Source organism: Rhodococcus sp. NPDC056960 (assembly GCF_042674125.1).
GTDB lineage: Bacteria > Actinomycetota > Actinomycetes > Mycobacteriales > Mycobacteriaceae > Rhodococcus_F.
Window position 1 is genome coordinate 106,480 of sequence record NZ_JBHURF010000008.1, and the last position, 18,197, is coordinate 124,676.

An 18,197-nucleotide genomic window follows, 5' to 3' on the forward strand; every position below is an offset into this window, starting at 1 on the left:
CTCAGCGGGACGCGACCTCGAACTCCAGGGGCAGGTGCTGGAGCTGCTGCATGAAGGCGCCGTAGCGGAAGTTCTCGACGAAGTCGTCGGGCATCCGGTACTCGCCGATCCGCTCGTGCCAGACCTCGAGCCCGATGCGCATCTCCAAACGGGCGACGTGGGAGCCCAGGCAGCGGTGCACGCCGAGGCCGAAGGCCGAGTGCGGAACGCCGGTCCGGGTCAGCTGCACGTCGGGGGCCAGCTGTCGGTCCGCGCCGCACCGGGCGATGAAGATCCGGTCACCTGCCTTGACCGGGAACCCGTTGATCTCGGCATCCTGCTTGGCCACCCGGCCGGCCGAGCCGCCCGTGTTGTAGAAGCGCATCAGCTCCTCGATCGCCCCCGGGATGCGTGCCGGGTCGTCGATGAGGAACTGTCGATCCTCACGGTTCCTGGCGAGGTGCCACATGATGAAGCCGAGCTGACTGGACGTGGTCTCCTGACCGGCGATGAACGCTAGCTTCGCCATCCCGACCAGCAGGTCCTCGGGGATCTCCTCGTCGTCGACGCGCATGTTCACGAAGGCGGTGGCCAGGTCACCGGGCTGCGGGTTGACGCGCCGGTCGTCCATCGCGCCGCGCACGATCGCGTCGATCTGCGACTCGATGTCGTCGCGCTCCTCCTGGGTCGGGAACTCGAAGGTGGCGCGCTCGGCGAGGTGAAACATTCGGTCGACGTCGTCGGTGCCGATGCCCAGCCACTCGAGGAAGAAGAGCGCCGGCAGCTTGGCGGCGAAGTCCTTGGCGTAGTCGCAGCTGCCCTTGGCCACGATCTTGTCGATCAGCTCGTGGCAGATCTCGCTGATGCGTGCCTCGAGGTGTGCCACGGCCTTGGGCCCGAACAGCGGCGCGAGTGCCCTGCGGTACTTGGTGTGCACCGGCGGGTCCATGGTGATCGGCGGGACGTCGAGGATGACCGGCTGCTTGGTGTAGACGATCGTGCTCGGCAGGTTCGACCAGGTGTGCGGGTCCTGCAGCACGTGCTTGACCGTGTCGTAGTCGGCGGCAACCAGATAGCCGCGGTTGACCGGGCTGTAGAACAGGCCGCCGACCTTGGTCGCCTCATCCCAGACGGCGAAGGGGTCTATGCCCAGTCGCTCGTCGGTCTCGAGGTCGAGGCGATGGATCGGCAGACCGTTGGTCTCCGCTCGTTCCAGCATCGATGTCATCGTCAAACCTTCTCCGTATTATGTTTATTTCCTATCAACATAATTGATTGTAAGCAAGAACACAATTGGAGTGGAGAGGTGGGACCGTCACCGGGCGATCCGGTCGTACATGCCCGCGGAGCGGTACGAGCGAGCCATCGGGCTGGCCAGGTAGTGATGCGGATAGGCGAGCGGTACGGCGCTGGCCTCGTCGAGCCGCGCCACCTGCTCCGGCGTCAACGCCACCCGGAGGCAGCCGAGGTTGTCGCGCAGTTGGCCCGGACTGGTGGCACCCACGATCGGCACCACGTGGACCTCCCGGTGCCGCAGCCACGCCAGCGCGAGCTGGGCCGGGGTCACTTCGAGTTCGGCGGCCATTGCGACCAGAGTCTCGACGACCGGGCCCGCAACACTGCCGTGGGGGTCGGCCCACGCCATCGCCGGAGAGCCCCACACCTCGCTGGACAGCCTCGAGTCGTGCCCGCCGCCGCCGGCGTACTTCCCGGTGAGGAGACCATTCTTCAGCGGTGACCAGGCCAGTACGCTGAGCCCGAGATCGGCCGCCATCGGCATGTACTCGGCCTCGGCGCTGCGGCCGAGCAGGCTGTACTCGATCTGCAGGCCGACGTACCGAGTCCAGCCGCGCAGCTCGGCCAGGGTGTTGGCGCGGGCGACCACCCAGGCCGGCGTGTTGGAGACACCGAGGTAGAGGACCTTGCCCGAACGCACGAGGTCGTCGAGACCGCGCATCACCTCCTCGACCGGCGTGAGCAGGTCCCAGGAGTGGACGACGTACAGGTCGAGATGGTCGGTGCCCAGGCGGCGCAGGGATGCCTCCACCGACGCGACCATGTTCTTGCGCTGGTTGCCGCCGGCGTTGGGGTCACCGTTGCCGGGCGCGGCGTTGGTGTACTTCGAGGCGATCACCACCTCGTCGCGGTGACCCGCGACCAGCCCGCCGACGATCCGTTCGCTCGCGCCGGCGGCGTACTGGTTGGCGGTGTCGAGATAGTTGCCACCCGCCTCCCGGTACACCTCGTAGAGCTCGCGGGCCGTCGGCTCCGCGACCCCCCAGCCGGTGGTGGCCCCGAACGTCATCGTGCCGAGTGCCAGATCGGAGACCCGCACGCCGCTGCGGCCCAGGAGACGGTAGTTCATCACAGGGAAGTCGCTCATCCAGCCACGATAGCGGTCGAAAGCCATTGAATGACAACTTCAACATCATTAACGTCATTGACATGACCACGATCGACGCACACCACCGAGCACCCGACCCCCGCCGCCTGCAGGAGCTGCTCGACCGCCAGGAGATCCACGACGCGCTGCTGCGCTACACCCGCGGCGTCGACCGGCTCGACGAGGACCTGCTGCGCTCCGCGTACCACCCCGGCGCCATCGACGACCACGGCATCTTCCGCGGCACCGTCGAGGAGTTCATCCCCTGGGCATTCGCCGGCCACCGGGCGAGCCATCACGGCGAGCAGCACTACATCACCAACCACACCTGCGAGATCGACGGCACCGTGGCCCACACCGAGACCTACTTCGTGATGGTCGGGCAGAACCGGTCGGGCACGCCCGTCACGCTGCACGGTGGGCGCTACGTCGACCGGTTCGAACGTCGCGACGGCGAGTGGCGCATCGCCCACCGCATCTCGATGGTGGAGTGGACCGGCGGCGTCACGACCCCCGACCTGCCGCCGGTCGACCGAAGGCCGAACGGCACCGTCGCGCGCGACCGCAGCGACACCTCCTACGACCGCCCTCTCCTCGCCGACGAGCGCCCCACGCTCGCGCCGTGAGCGCGGCCGCTTCGCCGGGCCGTCGACCCCGGGGCCGGCCCGGCGAAGTGGCGTCAGCGACCGGAGCGGACGAGCCGTCCCGGCCGGGCCCCGGTGTCCTCGCCGTCACGGTAGACGGTCTGGCCCGCGACGATCGTGTGCTCGTAGCCGACCGCCTTCTGCATCAGCCGCTTGCCACCGTTGGGCAGGTCGTGCGCGATGTACGGCGAGCCGAAGGTGAGCCGGCCGAGGTCGATCACGTTGAGGTCGGCCCGCAGACCCTCGCGGATCCGGCCACGGTCGGCCAGGCCCATCACGTCCGCGGTGTCGGAGGTCATCCGGCGGATCGCCTCCGGCAGCGCCATCACCCCGCGCTCCTTGACCCAGTAGGTCAGCATCCAGGTCTGGAAGCCCGCATCGAGGATGAAGCCGACGTGCGCGCCGCCGTCGCCCAAGCCCATGATCGAGTTGGGGTCCTCCAGCATCTCCTGGCAGACCCGCAGGTCGCCGCTGGCGTAATTGGCGAACGGGACGTGGATGAAGCCCATCCCCTCGTCCTCGAGGAGGACGTCGTACACCACCTCCGGCACCGGACGCCCCTCGCGGTCGGCGATCGCCTGCAGGGAGTTTCCGACGTCGGGGGTGTAGTTCGGCGGGTTCTCGAAGCGGTACATCCTGCTGTAGGAAAGGAATTCCAGCAGCGGCCAGGCGCTTTCGGCGTGCGGGTCCTCGGAGAGGATCCGGCGGCGCACCTCGGGGTCACGCATCCGCGAAACCCGCTCGGCCAGCGGAAGATCGGCGATCGCGCGGTAGCTCGGCGTGGCGGAGAACGGGTTCTGGCTTCCCTCCAGCCCCATCAGCAGGCCGACCGCTCGCGGCGCGACGACCGGGCGCAGGTTTACGCCGTCGTCCTTCGCCGCTTCGGAGTACTTCAGCAGGTCACGCCACAGGTCCTGGTTCGCATCCGCCGTCTGACCGCTCTGCACGAGGCTGTAGACGCCCGGCAGACCCGACTTCTTCAGCGCGCGGCGGACCATCTCGAACTCGCCGATCACGTCGGGGTCCTGCACCTCGGCGACGAATTCGAAGAGACCCCGGCCGGCGTCGGCCATGCCCATGGCCAGGCCGACGATTTCACGCTCGCGGGCGAGGAGCGTCGGGGTGTAGTCCCCGGCGACGCTCTTGTGTGCCGTCGAGCGGCTGGTCGATACACCCCACGCGCCGGCGCGGATCGCGTCGGCGACGATGACACGCATCTGCTCGACGTCCTCGGGCAGCGCCGGCAGCAACCGGAACGCCCGCTCACCCATCACGTGGACCCGTACCGGCGCGTGCGGCACCAGGGCGCAGATGTCGATGTCGCGCGGGGTGCGCTCCAGGACGTCGAGGTACTCCGCGAACGTCTCCCACGTCCAGGTCAGGCCCTGGTGCATGACGGGTGCCGGGATGTCCTCGACGCCCTCCATCAGCTCGATCAGCCCGTCGCGGTGCTCCGGCTTGCACGGAGCGAAGCCGACGCCGCAGTTGCCCATCACCACAGTCGTCACGCCGTGGTGTGACGAGGGGGCGGTAGCGTCGTCCCAGACCGCCTGGCCGTCGTAGTGGGTGTGGATGTCGACAAAGCCCGGCGTCACGATCCGGCCGGTCGCGTCGATCTCCTCGGCACCACGTCCGGCAACCTCGCCGACGACGGCGATCACGCCGTCCTTGACCGCGATGTCGGCGACCCTGCCCTCGGCACCGGTGCCGTCGTGCACCTCACCACCGCGGATCACGAGGTCGTATTCAACTGCGCTCATTACTTCTCCCCTGCCGTGTAGTTATGGAGCAGTAATGAATATTAGATGCATGCAGGCTGCATGTAAATCATGTGCAACAAGGGAGCGCCGACGGGTCGGTCAGAACGGCGGCTCGACGGCCTCGTAGCGAGCCACGAACCGCTCCAGCAGCCGGGCCAGATCATGCAGGTCCGCGGCCTGCCAGTCGGCGGTGCTCTCCTCGATCACCGCCATCCGGTTCGCGGTGGCCGTGCCCAGCGCGGCTCGTCCGGCCTCGGTGAGCTGGAGCACGGCCCGACGCAGATCGTCGGCGTCGGGGGCCCGGACCACCAGGCCGCGCTCGACGACGGCGTTGACCGCACGACTGGCGGTCGACTGCTCGATCTCGAGATCACCGGCTACGTCGCTGATGGAGGGTCGCGTCCCGCGCTGCTCACGCAGCTCGACAGCGCGCAGCACGCGCAGCGCCTCGGTCCCCGGGATGCGGGATACGCCTTCGAGGATGCGCTGGCGGTACGACGGTCGCCGCACCGAGCGGACGAGCCGCAGCAGCAGCTCGTCCACCCGGATCAGGTCCTGGTCACGAGACATGTCGCTTGGACAGCACATCGCTGCGGCATCCCTGCCGGAACCGGCGCTCACCGGGTCGAGACGACGGTGGTCTTCAGCTGGGTGTAGTGCAGCAGCGACTCGAAGCCTTTCTCGCGACCGAGCCCGCTCGCCTTGTAGCCGCCGAACGGCGTCTCGATTCCGGTGCGACCGCCGTTGACGATCACCTGCCCGGCCTCGAGCCGCGAGGCCACGCGCAGCGCGCGGGCGGAGTCACCGGTCCAGACGCCGGCCACCAGGCCGTACTCGGAGTCGTTGGCCAGCTCGATGGCCTCCCCCTCGGTCGCGAATCGACTCACGGCGAGCACCGGACCGAAGACCTCCTCCTGGAAGATCCGCATCTCGGGCGTGACGTCGGCGTACACCGTCGGCTCCACGTAGCGTCCCGCCGCGAGCGCGCCGCCTGCCGCGTGCCCGCCGGTCACCAGACGTGCGCCGTCCTGCGCGGCGATGTCGAAATACTCGACCACCTTCTCGAACTGCCCCTCCGTGGTCATCGGCGCCAGCCGCTCCCCCGGAACCCTGGCCCGCATCTCCGCCGCGACGCGCTCGAGCAGTGTGTCGTGAATGTCCTCCTGGACCAGCAGCCTGCTCAGAGCCGCACACTGCTGACCCGCGCCGGTGCAGATGGTCAGCGCGCTGTCGACCACCCGATCCAGGTCGGCGTCCGAGAAGACCACGTTGGCGGACTTACCGCCCAGCTCCAGGATCGCCGGGATCAACCGTCGGGCCGCGCTCTCGGCCACCCGCCTGCCCGTGACGACCGAGCCGGTGAACGCGACCAGTCGCACCGACGGGTGCTCGACCAGGGTGCCGCCGACCTCCGGCCCCGCACCCAGCACCACGTTGACCACGCCGGCCGGGACGCCCACCTCCTCGCACAGCTGCGCCAGCATCACCGTGGTGCCGGAGGTGAACTCCGACGGCTTGATCACCACGGTGTTGCCGGCGGCGAGTGCGGCCGCAAGGCCGCGGGCCGCCTGGGTCAGCGGTCCGTTCCACGGGGTGATCATCGCCACCACGCCGTACGGCTCGCGGCTGGTGAACGCGTGGTCGCCTGCGCCGAGGTTGATCGTCTCCCCGAACAGTGCCCGGACCACGCCGCCGTAGTACTCGAAGTAGTCGGCGGCGACCTGCAGGCCGCCGCGCATCTCGGCGACGAGCTTGCCCGTCTCCTCGACCTCGACGTCGACGAACTCCTGGGCCCGCTCGCGCAGCGCCCGCGCGACCGCCGCCAGCAGCCGGCCTCGCTCGACCGGTGCTCGGTCCGCCCACGCACGGGCGGCCCGGCGTGCGGCGTCGACGGCCAGGTCGACGTGGTCGCGGCTCCCGAGAGCGACCCGGGCGATCGGGCTGCGGTCGAAGGGGCCGGAGACGGTCAGCGCCTCCTGTTCTCCTCGCGGAACGCTCTTGCCGTCGATCCAGTGGTTCAGCTCGCGGACCATGTGCGCCTCCTGGGGACGTGTGTGGGGTTGTTCGATTCAACCATGTTTTGAACACAACAGTTCTACTGCGTTCAATGCTAGTGATGTAGATTGCAAATATTTAGCAGAACTATTAAGAGGATCGAGAGGCTGACCGTGGACGACACGACCCAGATGACCTCGGAGCGGCCGGCGCTGGACGGCGTGCGAGTGCTCGACGCGAGCCGGGGCATAGCGGGCCCGCTGGCCGGGATGGCGCTCGGCGACTACGGCGCCGAGGTCATCCGGCTCGACGACCCCTCGGACGCGGACCTTCCCGGGGCCGTGGCCTGGCATCGCAACAAGACGATCGTCCCGCCCGAGCGCGGCTCGGCCCTGGTCGCGGACGCCGACCTGGTGCTCACCACCGACGCCCGCACGGCGGCCGCACTGGGTCTCGGCCCGAACGACGAGACTCCGGCAGGCCTGGTCCACCTCCACCTGCCGTTGTGGCACGACGAGCAGGACGGTCTCGACCCCTACACCCGCGACCGGATGGTCTCCGCCGACTTCGGCGCTGCGCGGCGGCAGACCTCGTTCAGCGGCGGGCCGGTCGACGAGGTCTACCCCTTCCTGTCGTCCATGCAGGGCGCCTGGGGCGCCACCTGTGGCATCGCCGCGCTGGTCGAGAAGGTCCGCACCGGCCGCGGCCAGCGGGTGGTGGTCGACCCACTGCACGGCTCGATGGTCACCACGATCACCACCATGCTGGTCAGCCCGACCGAGCCGCTCCCGGCGACCACCGTCGGCCCCGGCGGCCCCAACCCGACGTTCGGGACCTACCGCTGCGCCGACGGCGAGTGGCTGTTCCTGGGCGCGCTGGGTTCGAAGTTCCAGGACATCGCGTTCGAGCACCTCGGCACCACCGACATCGTCGTCGACCCGCGGATCGACGGTGTGCGCGAGCGGCTCTACGCCCCCGGCAACAGGGACTGGGTGCGCGCGCGACTGGCCGAGGCGTTCGCGCGGCGTACCCGCGCGGTGTGGCTCGAGGAGCTCACCGCCGCCGGGTGCCCGGTCAGCCCCGTGGGCGACCGCGACGACTGGCTCGACCATCCGCAGGTCGCCGCGCTGGGCCAGCGCGTCGAGTTCGCGGACCCGATCGTCGGTGACGCCGTGACCGGCGGGGTCGGCGCCGAGCTCTCCCGCGGTGGCCTGCGCGAGCACCGGGCGCGGATCTTCACCGACGACGCCGGTTGGGCCGAGCCGCGCGCCGGCCTCCCCTCACCGCAGGCCGCGCTGCCCGCCGGCACCGGTCCGCTGGCCGGCATCAAGGTCGCCGATCTCGGCACGGTGCTGGCCGGTCCGTACGCCGGGATGCTGCTCGCCGCGCTCGGCGCGGACGTGGCGAAGGTGGAGACGGTGACCGGCGACGAGCTGCGGGTGCGCGGCTACGGAATCGCCCGTGGCCAGCGCGGGCTCGGCATCAACCTGCGCGACCCGCAGGGGTACGACGCCTTCCTCCGGCTGGTGGCGGCCAGCGACGTCGTGCTCGACAACTACCGGCCGGGTGTCCTCGAGCGCCTGCACATCGACCACGCGACGCTCGCCGATCGCCGACCCGACATCGTCACCACCTCGATCACCGGGTACGGCGCCGACGGTCCGCTCGGCAGCCGGCCCGGTTACGACCCGGTGGTCCAGGCGCTGACCGGGATCATGAAGGCCCAGGGCGGCAGCGCCGAGCCGGTCTTCTCCACACTGGCGATCAACGACGTGACGGTCGCGTGCCTGGCCGCGCTCGGCACCTGCGCGGCGCTCTATCAGCGTGCCGCCGGCCGCGGCGGGCAGCACGTCACCTCGTCACTGGCCGTCGCCGCCACGTTCATGCAGAGCGGTGAGCTGGTCCGCTACGCCGGCCGGCCTGCCGCCGAGACCGGTGGCCGGGACTTCCCCGGGCCGGGGCCGCTGTCCCGGTTCTACCCGTGCGCGGACGGCTGGGTCAGGGTGCATCTGCACTCGACGGCACAGGCGGTCGACGCAGGGCTCCTGCCGGAGGCCGCCCGCGCCGAGGAGGGTGCGGACGCGCTCGCCGAGCTCATCGGAACGGCGGTCGGCGCGCTCACCTCGGCCGACGTGGTGGCGGCCGTGACCCGGGCAGGCGGCGCCGCGGTCCGCGCACGCGACTTCCGCGAAGTGGTCGACGACCCCGAACTGCTGGCCGACGGCCACGTCACCGAGCTGGTCTGGCCGGACGGCAACTCGACCTTCCTTCCGCATCGCCTGGTCACCTTCAGCGGGCATGCGCCGTACCCGGTCATGCGGGCGACCGGCCACGGCGAGTTCAGTCGCGAGCTGCTCGGCGAGGCGGGACTGTCGGGTGCGGAGATCGAGCAGCTGATCGGCGCCGGCGTGGTCGTCGTGGGCGAACCGATGCACTCGGTCGTGGGCGTGGGCTACCGCTGATCCGCGACCCCCGATCCGCGACCGCGGACGCCCGGCCGTCGCGGCGCCTCAGGGCACCGCGACGGTCGCCGTACCGGGTGCGAGCACGGTGCCCGCCTCGTCCTCGATCCACAGCGCGAGGTCGACCTCGCGGTCCCCTGCCTCCTCGCGCACATCGGTGACCCGGGCCTTGACGTCGAACAGCGCGCCGCGCAGCGTCGGTCCGCGGAACTGCAGGGCCAGCGCGACCACCCGGGCCCCGGGCAGCCACTCGCGCAGCATCCGGTGGGCGTAGGACCACTGCAGCCTGCCCATCGCGATGGCGCCGGGGTAGCCGGCCCTGCGACCCTCGTCGTCGTCCATGTGGATCGGTACGAACTCGTCGTTGACGGCCGCGAAGCGGTTCCACTCCGGGTATCCGGTGCGGCGCGGACCGGCGGCGATCACGTCGCCGATCCGCACCTCTGCTCTCGCGCTCATCGTGGCTCCTCCGGTCAGTAGCGAATCGAGGTGTCGTGGCCGAGCTTGACGCGAGCGCCGTCCTGGTTGGTCCACTCCACCTCGGTGACCGTGACCAGCATCGGCCCCATCCGTCCGGTCTTCTCGCGGTAGGAGTGCAGGCGGGTCTCGGAGCGGATCACGTCGCCCTCGCGTATCGGGGCGCCGTAGACGGCCTCGCTGCCCCCGTTGATCTGGTGGCACAGTCCGGGGCCGACGATGCCGATCGCCTTCTCCAGCCGGTCGGTGTCGCGCAGCATCGGCGCCACCGCGGGCACCCTCCGGTCCGCCACGGCCCAGGCGAAGGGATTGAACTCCTCGGGCGCCACGAGCGGCCCGTCGCCGGGGGCCACGAAGCGCGCCGGCGGCGGATCGGGGTAGTAGACGGCGATCGCCCAGCGCCGGATGTCGGAGGCGGCGACGGGGAACGACACCCGCCAGTCGGCGACGCCGCCCAGCGCGGCCCGCATCTGATCGCTGACCAGGCTCATCGGTCGCGGTGGTCGCGCTGCCCGGCGACCTCGGGGTGGGCGTAGGGGTGCACGACCCTCGCGGCCGGCGGCTGCTCGGCGCGCAGTGCCGCCGTCGCGCGAAGGTACGCCTCGACGACCCGGTCCTCCTCCGCGTAGTCGAAGCGGTCGGCCAGCGCATCGGCAGCCCCCGCGATCGGCGGATGTTCGACGTACCAGCGCACCGTCTCCGCCAACGCCACCACGGCCGGCTCCGGCTCGACGTAGCCCAGCAGGTCCGCGGCCTTGTGGACGTCGACCAGCAGATGATCGTCGTGGGAGAGCGGGTAGAGACCACGGCCGGGGCCTGCCAGGTCGAACGGCAACGAGACTGGGCGCAGCGCGCCTCCGGCCGCCGACGCACATACCTCGACCCACTGACGCATCGAGAGCTGGTCGCGGTCTCCGACGTTGAAGATCTCACCGGCCGCGGCGTCCGGCCGGTCGACGGCCGCGAGTAGGTACGCCGCGGCGTTCACCGCGGCGCAGCGCATCGTGACGGTAAGCCCGTTGTCGGCCAGGATGATTCGTTCGCGGCCGTCGAGTACCCGCCGGACCACCGACCACTCCCGCGGGTAGACCTGGCGCGGTCCGTAGATCGAGGGATAGCGGAAGATCGAGGCGGAGAACGCGGCGTGCTCGTGCAACTCGAGCACGTGCTGCTCCGCCGCGCGGATCTTGCGGGAGAACGCCTCGCCGCCGCCCTCCGACGCTATGTCCTCGGGCCGCGTCGCCCGTCCGACGTCGGCGGCGTCCTCCCGGGCCTGGACCGGCATCCCGTGCGGCGCAAGGCGGCCCGGCTCGTGGTAGCCGGCGTAGGCGGGCAGCCCACTGACCGCGACCAGGGAGCCGCAGCGCCCCGCGACGGCGTCGGCCACCACCCGGAGCCGGCCGTACGCGGCGACCACGACGTCGTACGAGCGCCCGGCGAGCGCGTCGTCCAGCGATTCACGGAAGTGCGGGTCAGCGTGGACGTGCTCGTACACCTCCAGCTCCGGCAGCTCGTGCGTGCCGCGGTGCAACAGGGTGACCGCGTAGCCGCGCTCGGCGAGCCCGGCGGCCACGTGCGGGCCGGTCGGACCGCTGCCGCCGACCAACAGCGCTCGGGGTTGACTCATCCGGCGATCCCTTCGTCGGTCGGCGGTGCCGGCGTCAGCCGGTCTGCTCCTGCTTCTTCTCCACATTGATGCTCGGGTCGATCAGACCCTCGTTCATCGCCTTGATGAGCAGCGCGACGTGCTGGGAGAAGAAGCGCGCCAGGCGCAGACCGGTGGCCATGAACCAGAGCTTCTGGTGGCCGGAGTGGCGCAGGGTCGTCCGGAGCTCACCGCGGTCGTCGACGTCCCAGACCGTCGCCAGTGCGTCGGTCACCTCGTCCCCGACGATCGGGCGGGCCGCCTCCCGCATGTTGCGGAAGCCGGTGCAGAAGACGACCACGTCGGCGGCCTCCTCGGTACCGTCGCGGTACACCACGCCGTCTGCGGTGAACCTCTCGATCTCGCCCGGCTGAATCCGGATGTCGCCGTTGATGATCAGCGCGCAGTTGCCCTTGTCGATGTAGACGGCACCACCGCCGCGCGTGGTCAGGTGGGCCTGGCCCGCGTCGCCCGGTCCGAGGGTCGTGCGGAAGCCAGCAGCCTCCAGACCTTCCAGCATCTCGGCGTCCAGTTCGGCGATCTTTCGCGTCACGCCCGGCGCCAGCTGGGTGCCGAGTGCGAGCGGGGTTGCCGCAGAGAGGAGGTCGGCGGTCGTGGTCTCCGGGCCGTCCTCGCCGTAATAGTTGCCGAAGAGGTTCTTCAGCCCGTGCCGCTGGGAGAAGACCAGCACCGGGCTGCGCTGGACCATCGTGATCGAGGCGGCCTCGTGCTCATAGGCGTCCTGCGCGATGTCGTGTGCACTCGCGCCGGCGCCGACCACGACGACCTTCTTGCCGCGCACCGCCTCGCCGCCCAGATGCGTGCTGGAGTGGGCGACGGTTCCGGTGAACTCGTCCATGCCGGCCACCACCGGCTGATTCGCCATCGTCTCGCGACCGGTCGCGAAGACCAGGTGCTGTGGGTGGAGGGTGCGCCGCTCGCCGTCGTGATCGAGCTCGACGGTCCAGTGTCCTTGCGCCTCGTCGTATTTCGCGCTGTGCACATTCGTGCCGGTCCACAAGTCGAGGTCCATCAGGGTGACGTAGGACTCCATCCAGTCGGCGAGCTTCTCCTTCGGGGTGAAGAGCGGCCAGGTGCTCGGGTAGGGCAGGTACGGGAACTGGGTCGCCCACTTCGTGTCGTGCAGCAGCAGCCCGTTGTAGCGCAGCCGCCAGTTGTCGCCTGCGCGCGCGTGGCGGTCGACGAGCAGCGTGGAGACGCCGAGCTGTCCCAGCCGGGCGGCCAGGAACAGGCCGGAGTGTCCGGCACCGACGACGAGGACGCTGGGGTCGGCGTCGCGGTACTCCCGGCGCTCGGCCCGGACCTCGTCGAGGGAGCGACGGGCGCCCGGCACCGACGGCGAGTTGTGCTCGTTACTGGCTGCGTCGTCGATCGAGACCACCGGCTCGGGGAAGTCGCGGAGCGCCTCGAGGCTGGTGGACACGACCCACGAGCGCCAGGTGCCGTCGTCCTCCTGGACCAGCCGGACGACGCCGCGACCGGTCGAGACCCGGGTCTCGAAGTGGTAGATCGCCTCGATGTAGGTGCCGTTGAACGAGACCGGCCAGGACTCGTCGAGCCGGAGCCCGCCGAAGCCAGTGTCCCCCACCGCGCCCTCGAGCGCGTCGACGATGTCGTCGGCGCCGTGCATGGAGACCAGGTCCCAGGTCAGGGCGTAGATGTCGCGCCACCAGGGGTCGGCGGAGAGCAGCGCACGCACGCCGGTGCGATCGGCACCGGCCAGCGCTCGATTCATGCCGTCAAGCCACTCCTGCACCACGGTCGTGTGGTCGGGCTCCAGCCTGGTCAGGACCGGTGTGTCGTCGATCTGGGTCATCAGCTCTCGTCCTTCCCTGCCTGAGCGCGAAACTCCCGCACCGTCTCCGGTGAGGGCAGTGCGATCAGCTCCACCTGGTTTCCGTCCGGGTCCTCGCAGAGGAAGAGCGTCACGGGACCGTAGTTCTTGATCAGGCTGGTGGTGGGCTCGGAGTAGACCTCGTAGCCCATCGTGACCAGCCGGTCGTGAAGGGCACCGATGTGGTCGGGGTCGACCGGAAAGGACAGCTGGCCCATGCCGACATCACCCGGTCGCTTGGGCCGGTCGTCGTCGCCCGCCGGCAGGTTCCACTGCGCGAGCTCGATCTGGCCGACCCGCGAGGCTCCCTGCACGAAGACGGTGGTCGCCTTGGCATGCGCCGGAAGCCGCATGAGCGACGGCGTCAGGTCGCTGGTCTCTTTCGTCAGGGTCTGGCGCATGCCCAGCCCTTCGACGTAGAACCGCACGGAGGCCTCGAGGTCGCGGACACCGAGCGCGACGTGGTTCAGGCTCCCGACGGCGACCTGAGTCTCCGCCGGGGCGCGATTCTCCTCGGCCGTCTTCACAGCACGAACCCCTCTTCCTTGAAGTCGCCGTCGCGCCATTGCAGCGCCGACTTGAGCCCGTCGCGGGCCGCCCTGGTCTTGAACTCGCCCGAACCGGGCCGGAATCCCTGGGCGAGCACATACCACGGGACCGACGACTGCAGCGCGGACCGGAAGCCCATCGCCTCGTACGTCTGGTTGAGCGCGATCTTGTTGGCCGAGAGCATCGCCGGGTGCAGCTTGGCCATCGGCCGCAGCTCGCGCATGACCTGTTCGTCGAGCTCCGCGGCCGGGTAGCTCTTGGCGATCCAGCCCATCTCCGCGGCACGCTGCCCGGTCACCGAGTGACCGCCCAGCTGAAGGTATTTCGCCTGCGCCATCGACATCTTCCAGGGGAAGTACTCGATGTCGGGGGTGGACTGCGCCCGGGTGGGCGGGTAGCCCATCACGCAGTCGTCGGCGGCGAAGACGATGTCGCACATCGACATCAGCTCCGAGCCTCCGGCCAGCGCGAAGCCGTGCACCTTCGCGACCACCGGCTTGAGCAGGTCCCAGATGGTCATCCAGTCGCGCAGGCAACTGCGCGGGAACTGCCCGGTCCAGGACTCGAAGAGCTCCGAGTGGTTCCACCCGTCGGGCCGCTCCGGGTCGGCCTGGCCGCCGGCGTAACTGTTCATGTCGTAGCCGGCGCAGAACGCCTCGCCCGCCCCCTGGATCAGGATGAGGGTGACCTCGTCGTCGGCCTCGGCGGCCTTGAGTGCCGCCACCACCTCGCGCCGCAGCGCGGGGCTGAGCGCATTGCGCTTCTCCGGCCGGTTGAGGGTGATCGTCGCGATCCGGTCCTCCACGCCGTACAGGATGTTCTCGAACTCCACTAGTTCTCCTCGGATCTGTGCTCATGGCTCTGCCCGCTGCCGGGCTGGAAAGGGGGTGGGGTATCGGTGGCGACGACGACTCCGCGGGCGATCAGGTCCTCGATCTGCGCGGCGGTCACGCCTGCGGCGGCCAGCACCGCGCGGGTGTCGGCGCCCTGCGCTCGTGGTGGGGTGCGCACCGCTCCGGGGGTCCGCGCCAGCCGCACCGGAACGCCGAGCATCCGGACGCCGCCGGCCTCGGTCACCATGCCGTGCTCCGTCAGGTACGGGTCGTCCAGCACGTGCTCGACCCGGCGCACCACGCTGGCCGGCACGCCCTTGGCGATCATCTCGCGTGCGATGTCTGCGTCCGGGTCGAGTCCGGAGACCAGGACGGCCAGGTCCGCATTGAGGTCGTGGCGGTTCGCCAGCCTGTCGGCGTTGGTGCGGTAGCGCGGGTCGGTGGCCAGGTCCGGCTCCCCCAGGAAGTCCGCGAGCAGCGCGAACTGCCGGTCGGAGCCTGCCGCGACGTACACCTCGCCCGCCGGCGAGTCGAACACCTCGCAGGGGGCGATGTTCGGGTGGCCGCTGCCGAGACGCCGCGGCGGCTCGCCCGTCATGAAGTAGTTCGCCGCGACGGGGTGCAGCAGGCTGACCGCGCCGTCGGCCAGGCTCAACTCGACGAGCTGCCCACGACCCGACGCGGTGCGCTCGTGGAGCGCCAGCAGCACGCCGGAGAGGGCGAGCAGACCGGCGGTGAGATCGGTGATCGGCATCGGCACCCGCATCGGGCCGCCGTCGGGCTCGCCGTTGAGGTGCATGATCCCGGCGTGCGCCTGGATCACCGCGTCGTACCCGGGCAGGCCTGCCATCGGGCCGTCGGTCCCGAACGCGGTGATCCGGCAGTAAACCAACCGGGGAAACCGCTCCAGGAGCGATGCCGCGTCCAGTCCCCAGCGATCCATCACGCCGGGCTTGAAGTTCTCCACCAGGACGTCGGCGCACTCGAGCAGCCGCAGCACGAGTGCGCGGCCGTCGGGCGCGGAGAGATCGGCGCTCACGTGCTGCTTGTTGCGGTTGAGCCCCGCGTAGTAGGAACTCACGCCGTCGGGACGCGCCGGCCCCCACGTGCGGGTCAGGTCACCGGCGACGGGCTCGACCTTGACCACCTCCGCACCGTGGTCGGCCAGCATCTGGGTGCAGTACGGGCCCGCGAGGACGCGTGAGAGGTCGATGACCCGCACGCCGTCCAGGGCCCCGGTCACTCCGCTGCCCTCAGCACCTCGGCGGCGTCGGGGGCCCCGGGCATCCGGCGCTTGCGCATCTGGATCCGCCAGCGGCCGGCCTCACGCCGGAACGCCCACTCGTTGATCGAGGCGCTGAGCAGCTTCAGGGTGGGGCCGTCCTGGTGGAAGATGAACGAGTAGCCGTTGGCCACGGCGTCGTCACCGGTCACCGTGATCGCCAAATTGTTTCCCTGCACGTGCATGCTGCGGCCGTAGAAGCCGTTGTCGTGGGCGGCGGTCCGCACCGAGAGGAACTCGCGCATCGCGGCGAGCCCCTCCCACCGGACCACCTCGTAGGGGTCGTCCCCACGTCCGGCGGAGACGTCCATGACGCAGTCGTCGGTGAAGAGCGCGAAGTACTCCTCGTCGAGTGGGGCGTCGGCGTAATAGCCGTACCGGGCGAGCAGCTCACGGATCTCCCGCTCGTCCTCCAGCTCGCGCAACCGAGCCTCCAGCATAGCCAGCCGGTCCTCCACGTGCATCATCCTTTCGCGTCGCCCCACCACGCACTGTACATCAGTGCAACATGCTTGCAATACATCACTGCAAGACGCTTGCAAAAGCCACGAGCGGTCTCAGCAGCAGCCGTCGGCCGAGGCACCCACCCGCTCGTCGAACTGCAGGATCGTGCCATCGGGGTCCTTGACGAACATCGCCCGCATCGGCTGGTCCGCGCTCTCGCCGTATCCGACTCCGGTGGTGTCCTTGACCGAGACCGGTTCGTAGCCGGCCGCACGCAGCCGCATCGCCAGCGCCGGGATGTCGTCGACCCAGAACCCGACGTGGTGGATTCCGATCTGACCCAGGTGGAGCGGTGTATTGCCGGCCAGTTCTTCGGACTGCGAGATCGCCAGGAAGAGCCGGTCGCCATAGCCCTCGCCGTCGTTGCCGCCGAACCTCAGCATCACCTCGCGACGCCGGGTCGAGCCCACCCCCGGCCCGTAGAGCGAATCCGCCGGCGGTTCGTTCGTCGCGTCGCGGATCACCGTCATCCCGAGCGCGTCGCGGTAGAACGCCAGCGAGCGCTCCAGGTCGCTGACCCCGATGGCGATGTGGGAGGCGAGCTTCATGAGGGTTCCCTTCTGCATGTGCCGTAGATAACATGAAAACAATAGCCTCATCACTTAGCGATCACGCGGCGCGGCCGCCCGTTCCAGGAGGACTCTTTGACTGCCACGCTGCCCGATCTCGGCACCGCGGAGACCGGGCGCACGCTCGGGATCATCGACTGCGACGTCCACCCGCTCAAGATTCGCGAGCACCAGCAGCGCGGTGCCGGCGTGCTCTCGTATCTGCCGCAGCGCTGGCAGCGGCATGCAGCCGAGGTGGGTGTCGCCCGGGGCGGCTGGGCCGGTGGCGACCGGCCGCGGCCGCGGGAGTACGGCCAGCGCTGGGACACCGAGCCTCCCGGCGGCGGCGCGCCGGGGAGCGACCCGCTCTTCGCCGCCGAGCAGCTGCTCGACACCTACCAGATCAGCGCGGGCCTGCTCAACGACCTCGGTGCCTTCTCCTCTGCGGGGATGAAGGGGCAGCCGACCGGCTTCTCGGCGGCGTACTGCCGGGCGCTCAACGAGCACCGGTGCGACAACTGGCTGGCCCGGGACCCGCGCTGGTACGCCTCCATCAACCTTCCCTACGAGCTACCGGAGCTGGCCGTGCGGGAGATCGAGTTCTGGAAGGAGCAGGACCGGCAGTACGGCGACCGGATGAAACAGATCATGCTCGCGCCGGACAACCTGCGCCCGCCGGGCCACCCGACGTACTGGCCCATCTACGAGGCCTGCGAGCACTACGGACTGCCGGTGACCTTCCACGTGATGACCGGCAACCGGGTCACCCCGTCGGGCTCGCCGAGCTACTACTACGAGGAGCACTGCGACTACGCGGCATTCAACTTCCCGATGGTGGCCAGCTTCATCTTCGAGGGCGTCTTCGACCGCTTCCCGAACCTGAAGATCGTGCTGGTCGAGCTCGGCTGGTCGTGGGCGCTGCCGCTGTCGTGGCGCCTGGATGCCGCGGCTCGCACGTTGGGCGGCGAGGTCGCACACCTCGCCAAGACACCCTCGGAGTACTTTCGCGACCATTTCCACTTCACCACCCAGCCGATGGAGGAGCCGGAGGAGGACGCCCACCTCGACGAGGTCTACGACGCATTCCTGGCCTCGGGCCTGGGCGAGAAGCTGATGTACTCCTCGGACTACCCGCACTGGGACTTCGACGAGCCGGGGGCGCTGCCGCGGCACATGAGTGTCGAGCGCCGGGCGGCCATCCTGGGCGGGGTGGCGAGCGAGCTGTACGACATTCCGCTGCTTGCCGGCAGGGGCTTCACGATCTGACCACTGTGCGGCTCA

At 69.9% G+C, this 18,197-nt stretch carries 17 protein-coding genes; 3 read left to right on the top strand and 14 right to left on the bottom strand.

Features of this window, described 5'->3' with window-relative positions; genetic code table 11:
- Nucleotide 1 precedes the first annotated feature (1 nt).
- Nucleotides 2–1,207, bottom strand: coding sequence for a cytochrome P450 (locus ACFTWF_RS14530; protein ID WP_378461910.1), 1,206 nt, complete (start codon nucleotides 1,205–1,207; stop codon nucleotides 2–4).
- Nucleotides 1,208–1,294: 87 nt separating this feature from the next.
- Nucleotides 1,295–2,362 (bottom strand): aldo/keto reductase, encoded by a 1,068-nt coding sequence (locus ACFTWF_RS14535; protein ID WP_378461911.1) that lies wholly within the window; start codon nucleotides 2,360–2,362, stop codon nucleotides 1,295–1,297.
- A gap of 62 nt (nucleotides 2,363–2,424) precedes the next feature.
- Between ACFTWF_RS14535 and ACFTWF_RS14540 the strand changes: the two genes are divergently transcribed.
- Nucleotides 2,425–2,988 carry a nuclear transport factor 2 family protein gene (locus ACFTWF_RS14540; protein ID WP_378461912.1) on the top strand — a complete coding sequence of 188 codons (564 nt, stop codon included), beginning with the start codon at nucleotides 2,425–2,427 and terminating at the stop codon, nucleotides 2,986–2,988.
- 53 nt (nucleotides 2,989–3,041) lie between these two features.
- On the opposite strand, the gene ACFTWF_RS14545 is transcribed toward ACFTWF_RS14540, so the two are convergent.
- From ACFTWF_RS14545 to ACFTWF_RS14555, 3 genes are all read right to left on the bottom strand, one after another.
- Nucleotides 3,042–4,766, bottom strand: coding sequence for an amidohydrolase family protein (locus ACFTWF_RS14545; RefSeq protein WP_378461913.1), 1,725 nt, complete (start codon nucleotides 4,764–4,766; stop codon nucleotides 3,042–3,044).
- Nucleotides 4,767–4,865: 99 nt separating this feature from the next.
- Nucleotides 4,866–5,336: a MarR family winged helix-turn-helix transcriptional regulator gene (locus tag ACFTWF_RS14550; protein WP_378461914.1), complete on the bottom strand. Its 471-nt coding sequence runs from the start codon at nucleotides 5,334–5,336 to the stop codon at nucleotides 4,866–4,868.
- A 47-nt stretch (nucleotides 5,337–5,383) separates the two neighbouring features.
- Complete coding sequence (locus ACFTWF_RS14555; RefSeq protein WP_378461915.1) at nucleotides 5,384–6,799, bottom strand: aldehyde dehydrogenase family protein; 1,416 nt, start codon at nucleotides 6,797–6,799, stop codon at nucleotides 5,384–5,386.
- A 135-nt stretch (nucleotides 6,800–6,934) separates the two neighbouring features.
- Between ACFTWF_RS14555 and ACFTWF_RS14560 the strand changes: the two genes are divergently transcribed.
- On the top strand, nucleotides 6,935–9,223 hold the full coding sequence (locus ACFTWF_RS14560; protein ID WP_378461916.1) for a CoA transferase: 2,289 nt from the start codon (nucleotides 6,935–6,937) through the stop codon (nucleotides 9,221–9,223).
- A 48-nt stretch (nucleotides 9,224–9,271) separates the two neighbouring features.
- Here ACFTWF_RS14560 and ACFTWF_RS14565 read toward each other — a convergent pair whose 3' ends face one another.
- The 9 genes from ACFTWF_RS14565 to ACFTWF_RS14605 form a co-directional block, all read right to left on the bottom strand.
- On the bottom strand, nucleotides 9,272–9,682 hold the full coding sequence (locus ACFTWF_RS14565) for a MaoC family dehydratase (RefSeq protein ID WP_378461917.1): 411 nt from the start codon (nucleotides 9,680–9,682) through the stop codon (nucleotides 9,272–9,274).
- Nucleotides 9,683–9,696: 14 nt separating this feature from the next.
- Nucleotides 9,697–10,191, bottom strand: coding sequence for a MaoC family dehydratase N-terminal domain-containing protein (locus tag ACFTWF_RS14570; RefSeq protein WP_378461918.1), 495 nt, complete (start codon nucleotides 10,189–10,191; stop codon nucleotides 9,697–9,699).
- Complete coding sequence (locus tag ACFTWF_RS14575; protein ID WP_378461919.1) at nucleotides 10,188–11,327, bottom strand: NAD-dependent epimerase/dehydratase family protein; 1,140 nt, start codon at nucleotides 11,325–11,327, stop codon at nucleotides 10,188–10,190. Before ACFTWF_RS14575 ends, ACFTWF_RS14570 begins: the two co-directional genes overlap by 4 nt.
- A 34-nt stretch (nucleotides 11,328–11,361) precedes the next feature.
- Nucleotides 11,362–13,182: an FAD-dependent oxidoreductase gene (locus ACFTWF_RS14580; protein WP_378461920.1), complete on the bottom strand. Its 1,821-nt coding sequence runs from the start codon at nucleotides 13,180–13,182 to the stop codon at nucleotides 11,362–11,364.
- Nucleotides 13,182–13,727: a VOC family protein gene (locus tag ACFTWF_RS14585; protein ID WP_378461921.1), complete on the bottom strand. Its 546-nt coding sequence runs from the start codon at nucleotides 13,725–13,727 to the stop codon at nucleotides 13,182–13,184. The genes ACFTWF_RS14580 and ACFTWF_RS14585 overlap by 1 nt, the downstream gene beginning before the upstream one ends.
- Nucleotides 13,724–14,581: an enoyl-CoA hydratase-related protein gene (locus ACFTWF_RS14590; protein WP_378461922.1), complete on the bottom strand. Its 858-nt coding sequence runs from the start codon at nucleotides 14,579–14,581 to the stop codon at nucleotides 13,724–13,726. The genes ACFTWF_RS14585 and ACFTWF_RS14590 overlap by 4 nt, the downstream gene beginning before the upstream one ends.
- Nucleotides 14,581–15,825: a CaiB/BaiF CoA transferase family protein gene (locus tag ACFTWF_RS14595; protein WP_378461923.1), complete on the bottom strand. Its 1,245-nt coding sequence runs from the start codon at nucleotides 15,823–15,825 to the stop codon at nucleotides 14,581–14,583. The genes ACFTWF_RS14590 and ACFTWF_RS14595 overlap by 1 nt, the downstream gene beginning before the upstream one ends.
- A complete protein-coding gene (locus tag ACFTWF_RS14600) occupies nucleotides 15,822–16,322 on the bottom strand; it encodes a nuclear transport factor 2 family protein (RefSeq protein ID WP_378461924.1) in 501 nt (166 codons plus the stop codon). The genes ACFTWF_RS14595 and ACFTWF_RS14600 overlap by 4 nt, the downstream gene beginning before the upstream one ends.
- 99 nt (nucleotides 16,323–16,421) lie before the next feature.
- Entirely contained in the window at nucleotides 16,422–16,916 is a 495-nt protein-coding gene (locus tag ACFTWF_RS14605) for a VOC family protein (protein ID WP_378461925.1), read from the bottom strand.
- Nucleotides 16,917–17,012: 96 nt separating this feature from the next.
- On the opposite strand from ACFTWF_RS14605, the gene ACFTWF_RS14610 reads away from it, so the two are divergent.
- Nucleotides 17,013–18,182, top strand: coding sequence for an amidohydrolase family protein (locus tag ACFTWF_RS14610; RefSeq protein WP_378461926.1), 1,170 nt, complete (start codon nucleotides 17,013–17,015; stop codon nucleotides 18,180–18,182).
- The last annotated feature ends 15 nt before the right edge of the window (nucleotides 18,183–18,197 follow it).